The 11,547-nt window shown below is 70.5% G+C and carries 10 protein-coding genes and 1 pseudogene; 4 read left to right on the top strand and 7 right to left on the bottom strand.

Annotated elements, in window-relative coordinates; all coding sequences use genetic code 11:
* Positions 1-770: pseudogene (locus ENSA5_RS19195) on the top strand (hypothetical protein); the annotation flags it as partial.
* On the opposite strand, the gene ENSA5_RS19190 reads toward ENSA5_RS19195, so the two are convergent.
* Positions 767-1,444, bottom strand: a complete 678-nt coding sequence (locus ENSA5_RS19190) for a redoxin domain-containing protein (RefSeq protein WP_181197927.1) — start codon at positions 1,442-1,444, stop codon at positions 767-769. The pseudogene ENSA5_RS19195 and the gene ENSA5_RS19190 sit on opposite strands and share 4 nt — an antisense overlap.
* Before the next feature lie 145 nt (positions 1,445-1,589).
* On the opposite strand from ENSA5_RS19190, the gene ENSA5_RS19185 reads away from it, so the two are divergent.
* Positions 1,590-2,588, top strand: coding sequence for an alpha/beta hydrolase (locus ENSA5_RS19185; protein WP_181197926.1), 999 nt, complete (start codon positions 1,590-1,592; stop codon positions 2,586-2,588).
* A 49-nt stretch (positions 2,589-2,637) separates the two neighbouring features.
* On the opposite strand, the gene ENSA5_RS19180 is transcribed toward ENSA5_RS19185, so the two are convergent.
* Positions 2,638-3,801, bottom strand: a complete 1,164-nt coding sequence (locus ENSA5_RS19180) for a sigma-70 family RNA polymerase sigma factor (protein WP_181197925.1) — start codon at positions 3,799-3,801, stop codon at positions 2,638-2,640.
* Between the two features lie 484 nt (positions 3,802-4,285).
* Positions 4,286-5,065, bottom strand: a complete 780-nt coding sequence (locus ENSA5_RS19175) for a crotonase/enoyl-CoA hydratase family protein (protein WP_106393128.1) — start codon at positions 5,063-5,065, stop codon at positions 4,286-4,288.
* A 79-nt stretch (positions 5,066-5,144) separates the two neighbouring features.
* Here ENSA5_RS19175 and ENSA5_RS37860 point away from each other — a divergent pair, with 79 nt between their 5' ends.
* Positions 5,145-6,059, top strand: coding sequence for a hypothetical protein (locus ENSA5_RS37860; RefSeq protein ID WP_181197924.1), 915 nt, complete (start codon positions 5,145-5,147; stop codon positions 6,057-6,059).
* 242 nt (positions 6,060-6,301) lie between these two features.
* On the opposite strand, the gene ENSA5_RS19165 is transcribed toward ENSA5_RS37860, so the two are convergent.
* Positions 6,302-7,759, bottom strand: a complete 1,458-nt coding sequence (locus tag ENSA5_RS19165; protein ID WP_106393127.1) for a gamma-glutamyltransferase — start codon at positions 7,757-7,759, stop codon at positions 6,302-6,304.
* Positions 7,760-7,862: 103 nt separating this feature from the next.
* The gene (locus ENSA5_RS19160; protein WP_106393126.1) at positions 7,863-8,921 is read right to left on the bottom strand and encodes a peptidase MA family metallohydrolase; all 1,059 of its coding nucleotides are present in this window, start codon (positions 8,919-8,921) and stop codon (positions 7,863-7,865) included.
* 195 nt (positions 8,922-9,116) lie between these two features.
* On the opposite strand from ENSA5_RS19160, the gene ENSA5_RS19155 reads away from it, so the two are divergent.
* A complete protein-coding gene (locus ENSA5_RS19155) occupies positions 9,117-10,220 on the top strand; it encodes a mechanosensitive ion channel family protein (protein WP_106393125.1) in 1,104 nt (367 codons plus the stop codon).
* Here ENSA5_RS19155 and ENSA5_RS19150 read toward each other — a convergent pair.
* Positions 10,212-10,973 carry a hypothetical protein gene (locus ENSA5_RS19150; RefSeq protein ID WP_106393124.1) on the bottom strand — a complete coding sequence of 254 codons (762 nt, stop codon included), beginning with the start codon at positions 10,971-10,973 and terminating at the stop codon, positions 10,212-10,214. The two genes, ENSA5_RS19155 and ENSA5_RS19150, sit on opposite strands and share 9 nt — an antisense overlap.
* 80 nt (positions 10,974-11,053) lie before the next feature.
* On the bottom strand, positions 11,054-11,398 hold the full coding sequence (locus ENSA5_RS19145) for a PilZ domain-containing protein (protein WP_106393123.1): 345 nt from the start codon (positions 11,396-11,398) through the stop codon (positions 11,054-11,056).
* Between the last annotated feature and the right edge of the window lie 149 nt (positions 11,399-11,547).

The raw sequence follows: 11,547 nt of genomic DNA, 5'->3' as shown, positions 1-11,547 counted from the left end.
GTCGGGGACGGGCGGCGGCGGTGCGGGAGCCGCCGCCCGCTCCCGCACCGCCGCCGCCCGTCCCCGACTGGAGCGCGAACGCAGACGTAACGGTCTCGCGGCCGGCCCCGGCCGCCCCGCTGGCGCCCGTCGTCCGCACCCCACGCGCGCCGATGATGGGCATCGGCCTGTTCGTCGGCGCCGGCGTGGCCTTCGGCGTCGGCCTTGGCGCTCGCCTCGATCAGGTCGACACCGCGATCCGCAACTGTGACGACTGGCAGCGTTTGTCCGCCAACGGCCACGCGTTCAACAGCCTCACCGGGTGCTTCGACCGCTACGATTCGCCCGGCGTCGACGCCAACGATCTGTTCGTCGGCGCCGCCTATGGCTCGTCGATGGTCCTCACCATGATCGGCTCGGGCGCGCTCGCGCAGCACAAGGCCTGGCAGACGGTCCACGGGGACGGCCGCGTCCGCAACCCCAACACCCGCTACGTGTTCGGGGCGATCTTCACGGGCCTCGGCCTGGCCTCGATCGCGGCCCACTACGCGCTGGTCTACACCGACGCCAACAACCCCTGCACCTCGTGGGAGTGCAACGTCCAGCGCCGCGCGCTGTGGATCGCGGCGTCCGACGGCGGCGCGCTGATGCTCAACACCGGCCTCGGGCTGTTCTCCTGGGCCAGCAACTACCGCAGCAACGTCACCAAGTATCAGCAGCGCCTGCGCTGGTCAGTCGTCCCCGGGGCCGCGGGCGGCAGCGTGGGCGCGACCGCGAACCTCCGGTTCTAGCAGCCCGGGGGCCTTTCAAACCGGCCCTCGCACGGCTCGCCCACACACACGTCCGGGCAACAGCGCAGGTTTTCGGCCGCGCCGTCGAGGACCGCGAGTAGCTCGTCGAGCTCGGGTCGGCGGCCGCCGAACTTGCGATAGGCCACGGCGCCATCGGGCCCGATGACGACGACGGCGAAGTCGAGCTCGGGCTCGACGGCCTCGTCCGCCCCCACGAGCTCGAGGGCCCCGAGGAGCTCAGCCTCGGGATCCCCCGCGACCGAGGTCTGCAAGCCCACCTCGACCGCCCAGCGCAGCGCGGCCTCGGCTCCGAGCGGACGCACGAACACCAAGGTGGCCCCGCGCCCGTCGAGCTCGGCCAGGCCACGATCGAGGCTCCGGGCCCAGGTCGTGAGCGCCTCGTGCTCGGCCCCGCCGATCCACGCGAGGATCACGGGCCCGGCCCCGCGGGCGTTGGCGAGCTCGAATTGACCGCCATCCGCGAGCGGCAGGCTGAGCGCGGCGAGGCGATCGCCGGGCCCGAGCGCGGCCGGGTGATCCGGGTGCGCGCCGTACTCGGGCGTGAGGATCGGCAGCCGCGTGGGCCCAGGCTCGACCGTGGCGACCGTGGGTGGACGCTGGCAGGCCTGGCCGAGGACCAGAAGCAGGCTCGGCGCGAGCAGCAGGCGGCGCATCACCGAGACGTCTCGGCCGCGCCGTCTCGGTCGATCGGAGGGCATCGCGGCGACGGATGTTAGCAAATCCCCCGCAGCCCGCGGTCCACAATTGGCGCACACAGACCAGACTTGCCGCCACTCAAAATTGGCGCGAACGTGAGCCGTGTCTGCCTCGCCCCGACTCGTGCTGGTGCTGTGTGCGCTGACCGCCTGCTCGCGCCCGTCGACAACCGAGTGCCCGCCCCCGCAGACCGAGGTCGAGGCCCCCGAACCCGAGCCCGAGCCCGAGCCCGAGCCCGAGCCCGAGCCCGAGCTGCCGAGCGCCCCCGAAGCCTTGACCGTCACCGCCGACGACGGCCACGAGCTGCGCCTGTGGGCGCTGACGCCTCCCGTCGAGGATCCCGAGCGCCGCGCGATCGTGTTGGTCCACGGGCGGACCTGGAGCGGCCTGCCCGACTTCGACCTCCGCGTCGACGACGATCCTTCGCTCTCGCTCATGCACGCCCTCGCGAGCCGGGGCATCGCCGCCTACGCCCTCGATCTGCGCGGCTACGGCGGAACCAAGCGCGACGCCAGCGGCTGGGCCGAGCCCGATCGCGCGGCCGAGGATCTCGCGGCCGCGCTCGCCTTCGTCAAGGACAAGGAGGGCGAGGCCCCCGACCTCCTCGGTTGGTCGCTCGGAGCCCTCGTCGCCCAGCTCAGCGCGCAAAACCACCCCGAGGCCGCCCGCTCGCTCGTGCTCTACGGCTACCCGCGCGACCTCGACACCCGCGGACCGAAGGTCGACAGCGACGGCGATCCCCCGAGCCAGCCCAACACCGACGCCGCCGCGCGCAGCGACTTCATCACCGAGGGCACGATCAGCGACGAGGCCGTGTCTGCCTACGCGCGCGCCTCGCTGGCCGCCGATCCGATCCGCGTCGACTGGCGCGCGATGGATCAATTCAACGCCCTCGACGCCGAGAAGATCACGATCCCGACCCTGGTTATCTACGGCGTCCACGATCCGATCGCCAGGCAGCTGTGGCAGGCCAAGCTGTTCACGCGGATGCAGGTCGAGGATCGCTGGTGGGTCGTGATCCCCAACGCCGACCACGCCGCCCACCTCGAGCAGCCCGAGCGCTTCATGACCGCGCTCCTGGCCTTCCTCGATCGCGCCTAAAAAACGCCGGCACAGCCCAGAGCTCGCGCGACGGTGCCGAGCTCGCGGATCACAGCAGCTCCCGATCGGCGAACTCGCTCCGAATCCGCTCGAGCGCGCGCTCCTGGAGCTGACGAATGCGCTCGCGGGACAGCGCGTGGCGCTCGCCGACCTCCCGCAGGGTCTCGGGCTCGAGCCCGCCGAGGCCGAAGCGACGACCCAGGATGTCGGCCTCCATCGGTCGCAGACCATCGAGCACGTCGCTGAGCCCGGCGTGGAGCTCATCGGCCTCGAGCGCCTCGCCCGGGGCCGGCTCCTGCTCGTCCTCGAGCATGTCGACGACGGGACGATCGTCGCCGCGTGAACCGGGCGCGTCGAGGCTGGTGACCGAGCCGAGCGTGAGCTCGAGGATGCGCTCGATCTTCGCTGGCCCGAGACCGGTCTCCTGCGCGAGCTGCTCGACCGTCGGCTCCTTGCCCTGGTTGGCGCGATACGAGCGTCGCGCCCGAGTGATCTTGTGCAGCGCGTCGTGGACGTGGACCGGCAGCCGCACGAGCCGGCTCTTGTTGTAGATCGCGCGGGAGATCGAGTGCCGGATCCACCAGCTCGCGAAGGTCGAGAAGCGAAAGCCGCGCCGATGGTCGAAGCGCTCGACCGCCTTGAGCAGGCCGATGTTGCCCTCCTGGATCAGATCTTCGAGCGGCAGACGACCACGGCCCAGACGCCGGGCGAGGCTCACGACCAGGCGGAGGTTCGCGTTGGCGAAGCGCTCGGTCAGCCTCTGCACCCGACGATCCGCCTGCGCGCAGCCCCGCCGATAGTTGCGAAAGGGGCGGCTGTCTCCGGGCATCCGCGCGATCTCGACGACCAGGCCCTCGCGCTGCCCCTTGGCGATGCGCTCGACGTCGGCGGTCAGCAACCTCGCCAGCTTGCGGTCGACATCGACCTCGACGAGCTTGGCGCCGACCTCCTCGCACAGCTTGTGAAAGCGCGCCTCCTCAGCGAGCGAGCGGCGTTGACGGAACTGACCGGCGGCGACGATGAGCTCCGCGAGCGCGAGCTCGAGCGCTCGATCGAGCTCGAGCCGTGCCTGCGCCAGAGCGCAGATGCTCGGACACAGCGGGGCATAGTGCAGCAGCGCGGCCCAGTGCGCGCAGCGGGCCTGGTGAAGCTCGATCGCCTTGCTGAGCTCCTCGTGCTCGGTGAAGACCGCGCACGCGCCCATCGACTTCATGTACGCGCCGAGCGAGGAGTCTGCGCCGTCTGCCTTGGCAGGACTTACGCGACTCGCGCGAACGCGGAGGGCAGGAGGAACGTTTGGCTGATTGTGAACAAACCTTGCTTGCATGATGACGACCTATTTTGGAGCTCTGGCGGGGTTTACTGGCGAGTCGGGCTGACCTTGCAGCATGTTTGTATAACCTTGAACATGGATTGAACAAGGGTCCCGACCAAAAAAACGCCACCTCTCCTTCCGCGGGCATGGCGCCGAACTTCACCCAGTCGTCAATTCACCGTACAAATCGCAAGATCATTGTTCTGCTGGCGCTCTGTGGACACCACCCCGATCCATGCATGTGCGCATGCTCAAACATTGAACTAACATTGTACAACCTATCATCACCCTGGCGGCAACACGCCACAGCTGACCGCCGCGCCCGGATCGCAGGACCGGGCGCGTGACCGATTTGACCGACACGTCGCAGCGCCGGAGCGACTCAGCGCCCGCGGTAGCGACCCGGACGGCGCTCCTGGAACGAGCGGACGCCCTCGGCGAAGTCCTCGCTCGCGGCCAGCTTGGCCAGCTGCTCGGGGAACGCAGCGATCGCGGCCGCCGGCCCGCGCTCGGCGGCGAGCTGGGCCGAGCTCCGGCAGGCGCGCACGGCGAGCGGCGCCTGCTCGACGATCCGCTCGGCGATCGCCCGCGCCCGCGCCCTGCCCTGCCCTGCGTCGACGAGCTCCTGGACGAAGCCGAGGCGCAGCGCGGTCTCGCCGTCGAACTCGTCACCGGTCAGCAGGTAGCGCATCGCGTTGCCCCAGCCGGCCCGCTCGACCATGCGGATCGTCGCGCCACCGTATGCCATCAGTCCGCGCTGGACCTCGAGCTGCGCGAACCGGACGCCGCGCTCGGCGACGACGACATCGGCCGCGAGCATCAGCTCGATCCCGATCGTGAAGCAGATCCCCTGGACCGCGACGACGACTGGCTTTGTCCGGCGCGCGCCCTTCAGATCGAGCGGATCGACCTGCCCCGGCTCGATCAGCGGATCGGTGATGTCGAACTTCGACAGCTCGAGCCCCGCCGTGAAGTGCTCGCCCTCGGCCTGCACCAGCCCGCACCACAGCTCATCCTCGCGCTCGAGGCGGCTGTAGGCGGCGGCCAACTCGCGCAGCATCGTCGGCGTGAAGCCGTTGTACTTTGCCGGTCGATCAATCGTGATCGTCAGGACGTGGCCGTGGACCTCGGCTGTGACTCGACCCTCGGGGTTGTCGTTCATGCCTGCACTTATAGGCGCCGGTCTCCGCCTTTTCATCCAGCCGCCCCTGGGCGAGACTCCTCGCCGCGCCCGCCTCCTCATGTCCGTGCTGCGTCTCTCGATCGCGTCGCTGGTCTGCCTGGCGCGGCCCTCCGTCGGGCTCGCACGTCCCCCGCTGGCGGCCGCGCTCGCCCCAGCTGGCGACGAGCAGCTCAGCGAGCGCGGCAAGCTACGCAAGGCCAAGAAGCTCTACGTCGAGGCCGAGGAGCTCGCCGCCGAGGGCGAGTGGAGTCAGGCCGCGGACCTCTACGAGCAGGCCTACTACCTCGTGCCCGCCAAGCACGGCTTCGCCTACAAGGTTGCGATCGCCGCCTACGCGGCTGGCGACTGCGACCGCGCCCAGGCCTACCTCATCCACTTCCTCAGCTACGGCGACCGCGACAGGCACCGAGACCAGCTCGACGAGGCCCAGCGCATGCTCGAGGAGATCGACGAGAGCGGCTGCGCGAGTGACAAGAGCGACATGAAGGTCGACGCCGCGGGCAACCCGGTCGACAACGAAGATCCCTTCGCTACCAGCACCCCCGAGGACAGCGACGACGCGGCCAAGTCCGACACGGGCCTGCTGTTCGGCGGCGCCGTGTTGCTCACCCTCGGGGTCGGCGGCCTGTCCGTCGGCGGCGCCGCGGCCGGGTTGGCCGGGGGAACCAGCGACGAGCTCGAGGGCCTCGGCGGCGAGTCCCCCGACGGCGTGACCGGCTACGCCGCCGGCTACTACAGCTGCAAGACCACCACAGCCCCCTGCCCGCCCGATCTCGAGGACCAGTTCGAGGGCGAGAAGCGGATCGCAATTGCAGGCTTCGCCGTCGGCGCCATCCTGATCGCAAGCGGGGCCGCCCTGGTCGCCGTCCACGTCATCAAGCGCAAGCGCGCCAACACCCGCGCCCAGCTGAGCGGCATCGCCCCCACCTTCATCCCCGGCGGCGCCGCCCTCACAGCCCAGCTGAAATTCTGACCCCGCTCGAGCGCCCCCAAGTCAGCGGCAAGGTGCCCAGGGGGTCAAAAATAAACTCAGTACCGGACCGGACCCCTCAGAGTCCTCCCCCGAAGCCCCCTGACGATGCCCGCGTGACGGGCGGACCGGTCCGGGACCGAGTTAATGCCCTCGCGGGGCACCAGACTGGAAGTAGCGCGGGGGGGCCGAATCGATCGCGGCAAACTCGAAAAAAATAAAATCGACGTCTGTGGGGCTCATGGCTAGCCGACGCGCTCCACCGCGCCGCAGCGGCGCAGATCGCCCACGCCCTCGAGCCTGCCCCCCTCTTCGACCGCGGCCACGTGAACGCCGCCAAAGAAGAAGTCCCGAGCCGCGAAGCCGTGCACGGCCTCGAACGCGCTCCCGAGCCGAGCCTCGACCGCCGCCGGGTCGGAGCGCCCGTCGAGCTCGACCCAGGTCGCCCCGTCCTCGCCGTGAACGCGCGGGGCCTCGACCGCCTCGCGCAGCGACAGCCCCCGGACCGCGAAGCCATGCAGGACCTGGGACACGGCGCTGCGGATGCGGTTGGCGCCCCCGCTCCCGACCGCGACCACGCGGCCGTCGGGGTGCGTGGCGATCGTGGGGGCGATCATCGTCGGCAGCGCGTCGCCCGGTCGATGGAGGTGAAAGCCCGCGGGGTTTAGATCTTCTTCACCGAGAAAATTATTGATGTGGACGCCCGTGCCCGTGACCACGTGCCCGCAGCCCTCGCCGGCGGTGAGCGTGACCGAGGCCGCGCCGCCGTGCTCGTCGACGACCGAGACGTGGGTCGTGCTCCCGCGCGGGTCCGGGGCCGGCAGCGCGAGGCGGGCCCGGTGGCCCGCGAGCGAGGCGTTGGCCCGGCGCAAGACCTCGGCGGCCTCGTCGGCGCCGACCGAGCTCGCGGCCAGCTCTTCGCTGATCATCCCGACGAGGCGGCCGCCGAGGCGCGGCGAGGTCACGACGGTCCACTCGCCGATCGCAAAGCGGTGCGGGCTCGTGACGATGGGCGTGGCGGCGTCGAGGTCGGCCGCGCTGATCAGGCCGCCGCGCGCGGGGCCAAACTCCTCGACCAGGCCCCGACGCAGGGCCGGCGGCGTGGCCCCGGTGGCTGCGAAGGTCTCGAGCGTGGCCGCGAGCTTGGTGTTGCGCAGGCGCTCGCCCACGGCCGGCGGGCGATCGTGGGCCACCCCCTCGGCGATCTCGGCCAGACATCCCGGGTCCCTACGCAAGATCGGCCACAGCAACTCGAAGGTCCGAGAGGTCAGCGCGTCGACGATCACGCCCTCGCCCGCGAGCTCGATCCCCGGCGCGGCCAGCTGCGCGAGCGGCAATGATCCGAACCGCCGGGCCGCGAGCGCGAGCCCGTCGAGCACCAGGGGGACGGCGGCCGAAGCTCGGCCAATATGGAACACCTGCCGCGCGGAGCCAAAGTCGACCTCGATCGCGTGGAAGTCGACGACCTCCGGCCGCCCGCCCGCGCCCGGGAAAGGCGAGAAGAAGTCGACAGCGATCGGCTCGGTCCCCGGACGATGCACGACCAGGATCCCGGCGCCCCCCGCCGAGGTCAGCAGCGGCTCGGCGGCGAAGGTCGCAAGCGTGGCGGCGACCGCCGCGTCGACGGCGTTGCCCCCCTCGCGCAGCGCTCGGGCCCCGGCCTTCGCCGTCGTAACACTGCCTGCAGCAACGACCCCTCGCATCGCCGGCAGTCTACCTAGTTTATCTTTGCGCCGGGGCTAGCACCCCGGGCTGCTAGCCCCGGCGCTGCTGCGCAGCACCGCAACCTCGCCCCGGCGCTGGAGGTCACCAGGCGCCAGCGGCCACGGTCAGCTGCTCGAGCCTCGCGGCGCGCTCGGCTGCTTCCTCGGCGTCGAGGCGGGCCCAGTCCTCGGCCAGACGACGACGACGACGGATCCACGCGAACACCACGACCGGGCCGACGAGCAGGAAGGGCAGGCTGCCCGAGCCGAGCAGCGGGAACCACACGAAGCGACCGAGCAGCCCGGCGCGCCAGTCCGAGTCGAGCTCCGCGAGCGGCGCACCGTAGGCGTCCTCGAAGGACTGCTCGAAGCCGCGACCCTTGTTGAGCTGGCTCAGCAGCTGGCGAAACTGGGCCTCGTTGGCGTCGTGGTAGCGCAGCCAGGTCACGAAGTCGCGCGCCGCCGCGTAGGCGACCGAAGCCTGACGGGCGTCGCCGCGGAACTCCGACTCGAGCCGCTCGAGGTCCGGGACGCCCGATCCAAACACCGCCCCCGCGAGGGTCTCGGCCCGCATCAGGCTGACCTCGTTGGCGAAGCTCTCGGCGGCGCCCTCGTGAAACCAGCGCGGCAGCTCGGCGCCCCCGGTCGCGCGAAACAGCGCGACGTGGACCAGCTCGTGACGCAGCAAGGTGTCGAGATCGCTGCGCGAGCCGTCGGGGTCGTGCATCGAGATTGCGATCTCACCGCGCGGCGGGTGGGCGACGCCCGAGACCCAGACCGGCATGCCCGTCGCCCGCGCGACCATGCCCGCGTGACTGACGAGGTGGATCGTGAGCTCATCGTCGAGGTCGCGACCGAGCGCCTCCTCGATCTCCGACCACCAACCCGGGAGCTCCTCGGCGAGCTCGAGCGCGGCGTCGTCGAGGCCGGGCTCGTAGCGGATGACCGCGCGGCCAACGTGGAGGCGCGAGCTGGCGTCGTCGAGCGACCAGCTGATCGGCTCGCCGTGCTCGGCTCGCGCCTCACGCGGAGCCGCGAAGGTCAGCAGAGCCATCAGCGACGCGAGGGCCACGGCCAACAGCCGAGCCCCGAGCGCGGTCCGCAGCAACGAGGCTCGGCGCGCGCGCTCACTCAGGTGCGGGGCTGGGGTTGGCTGGACCATGACGAGGGAAGGTGCTCACGACCTCGCGTCGCGCAAGGTCGACGAGCACTACGAGCGTAGCACCGACCTGTTCCACCGATCCGGGCGGGCTCCGGCGCCGATCCCACCACATCCAGCGGTCAGATCGGGGCCTAGCAGCCCGGGGTGCTCGCTTCACTTGCATCGGCGCGCGGTCCCAGGTCAAATCGAGCGCTCATGGACGCCGTCCGCGAATTGCTTGACGACCCGCTAGTTCAGGCCGCGGGCATCATCGTCGGGTCGATCCTCGCCGCGTGGCTGGTCGAGCTGCTGATCAGCAAGACCCTGGCCAAGGCCGCCGAGCGGACCAAGACCGACCTCGACGACAAGATCATCGAGATCATCCGACGCCCGGTGTTCCTCAGCGTGCTGCTGTGGGGTCTGGACTGGGCCGCCGACGTCCTGATCTTGCCCGAGCGCTTCGCCGGTCCGGTCGAGTCGCTGCTCCAGACCCTGTCGATCCTCATCTGGGCGATCGCGTCCACGCGCATCGGCTCGGTCCTGCTCAAGTCCTTCGCGGCCAAGGAGCGCCAGCGCTCGATGCTGCAGCCGCGCACGCTGCCAGTGTTCGACATCCTGATGCGGATCTTCGTGGTCGGGACCGGGCTGTACTTCATGTTCCTGGCCTGGAACATCGACCTGACCGCGTGGATGGCCTCGGCCGGCATCCTCGGCATCGCCTTCGGCTTCGCGGCCAAAGACACCCTCGCCAACTTGTTCTCGGGCATCTTCATCCTCGCCGACGGGCCCTACAAGGTCCGCGACTGGATCGTCCTCGACGACGATCTCCGCGGCGAGGTCACCCACATCGGCATCCGCTCGACCCGGATCCTGACCCCCGACGACGTCGAGATCACCGTGCCCAACGCGGTCATCGGCAACGCCCAGCTGCTCAACGAGACCGGCGGCCCCCACCTGCGCCAGCGCGTCCGCATCCCGCTGTCGGTCGCCTACGGCAGCGACATCGATCAGGTGCGCGAGATCCTGCTCGCGTGCACCGAGGACGCCGAGCACGTCCTCGACGAGCCCGCGCCCAACACCAAATTCAACCTGCTCGGCGAATCGGGCCTCGAGTTCGAGCTGAGGGTCTGGATCGACAAGCCGTGGGCGCGCGAGCTCGTCATCGATGAGATGACCAGTCGGATCTACAAGTCCCTCGGCGCCGCTGGCATCGAGATTCCCTACGCCAAGCACGACATCTACATCCGCGGCCTCGCGCCGGAGCTCCTCGCCCAGCTCAGCCCGAGGTCTCGGGACGACCACCCCACCCGCTCAGGGTGAGACGACGAGGACCACGGTGTCGCGGCGGACCGCGCCCGCGATCAGCAAGCCCACGGCGACGCCGATCACGGCCACCGCCGCGCTCGCGATCAAGCCTGTCCGAACCTTGGGCGAGATCCGAGCGCGTCGACGCTCGCGGGCGCCGTTGGCGATGCGCTCGTCGTGCTCGGCCCACAACACCCCGAGCAGATCGGGGTCGGCGGCCGCGGCCGACGAGCGAACGCCGAGGTTCTCGTCGATTCGACAGTCGCGGGTGAACAGGACCGGCTCGCTGCGATCTGGCAGGTAGCCGATGCTGATCACGAGGTCGTCGCGGCCCTCGCGGCAAATTTTGGGGGGCTCCGAAGAACCGACCCGTAGCCGTCGAACGTCGGACGGCGGCCGCGGCGAGGCGGCGACCGAGGCCTCGAGGCGATCGAGCAGCGCCCGCTCATCCTTGCTGCCGTCGAGCTCGCCCGACAGCCCGACGGCCACGCGCACGACCTTCGGCGCCTCCAGGTTCGGCGCGGGCGGCTCGACAACCGCGCTGGGCTCTTTGCTCGGAGTGTCGAGCGCGGCGGGCTCGGTCTGCTCTTGGCCGGAGCCGCCGGGCTCGGGCTCCGGCTCGGGCTCGGACTCGGACGGCGCGAGGTCGGGGAGCGGATCTTCGCCGGGCTCATCCTCGACCGAGGGCAGCGCCGGACCCTCGGTCGCGGGCGGCGCTGCGAGGACCGGGCTGACCACGAGCTCGGCGAGCGCGAGCGTGACGCTCACACCCAGCGAAGCGAGGCCTCGGCCCCGCGCTCGACCGGCCAGCCTCGTGCCAGCGCGTCGAGTAGTCGTTCGTGTACGCCTCACCGCCTCGTGTGCAGACGGTTGATCGCCCAGACCTCGCGCGCGCGCAACCCAGTGCTGAACTGGATGCCGCACAGGGTCGGTGTTCCGCGATCTACCCAGCGAACTTCGCCCTCGGCCTCGATCGGCGCGGCGAGCAACGGAAGCTTGAAGCTGACCTTGAGGTGCTCGCCGATCTTCGGCGCCTCACCATCAACGGTCAGACGCATGCCGCCGGCGCTGATGTCTTCGCTCGGCCAATCGACGGCCCGGTCACCCATGTACACACGGACGACGACCGCTACCTCGAAGCGCTGATTATCGCGGCGCTCGCTGGGATCGCCGGCGCCCTGGATCGTCGACATGGCCGCAGTTTACACCAGAACTAGGGCCCGCAACTCACCAAGTGAGGGTTGTCCATCCCAACGCACGGGCCCGTCGGCCGCAGGCGGGGTCGACCCTCGGTCGTAGGGACGCCCGGCGATCCAAGGGACGGTTCCAACGCGCCTGGCAG

It is taken from the genome of Enhygromyxa salina (assembly GCF_002994615.1).
Classification (GTDB): domain Bacteria; phylum Myxococcota_A; class Polyangia; order Nannocystales; family Nannocystaceae; genus Plesiocystis; species Plesiocystis salina_A.
Note: the sequence above shows the minus strand (reverse complement) of the source record. Positions and strands in the feature narration are given on the sequence as shown.

What these genes read in the sequence shown, in the direction of transcription:
- ENSA5_RS19190 (WP_181197927.1), bottom strand. Translation starts at nt 1,444, where the DNA reads ATGCGCCGCCTGCTGCTCGCGCCGAGCCTGCTTCTGGTCCTCGGCCAG.
- ENSA5_RS19180 (WP_181197925.1), bottom strand. Translation starts at nt 3,801, where the DNA reads ATGAAGTCGATGGGCGCGTGCGCGGTCTTCACCGAGCACGAGGAGCTC.
- ENSA5_RS19175 (WP_106393128.1), bottom strand. Translation starts at nt 5,065, where the DNA reads ATGAACGACAACCCCGAGGGTCGAGTCACAGCCGAGGTCCACGGCCAC.
- ENSA5_RS37860 (WP_181197924.1), top strand. Translation starts at nt 5,145, where the DNA reads ATGTCCGTGCTGCGTCTCTCGATCGCGTCGCTGGTCTGCCTGGCGCGG.
- ENSA5_RS19165 (WP_106393127.1), bottom strand. Translation starts at nt 7,759, where the DNA reads ATGCGAGGGGTCGTTGCTGCAGGCAGTGTTACGACGGCGAAGGCCGGG.
- ENSA5_RS19160 (WP_106393126.1), bottom strand. Translation starts at nt 8,921, where the DNA reads ATGGTCCAGCCAACCCCAGCCCCGCACCTGAGTGAGCGCGCGCGCCGA.
- ENSA5_RS19155 (WP_106393125.1), top strand. Translation starts at nt 9,117, where the DNA reads ATGGACGCCGTCCGCGAATTGCTTGACGACCCGCTAGTTCAGGCCGCG.
- ENSA5_RS19145 (WP_106393123.1), bottom strand. Translation starts at nt 11,398, where the DNA reads ATGTCGACGATCCAGGGCGCCGGCGATCCCAGCGAGCGCCGCGATAAT.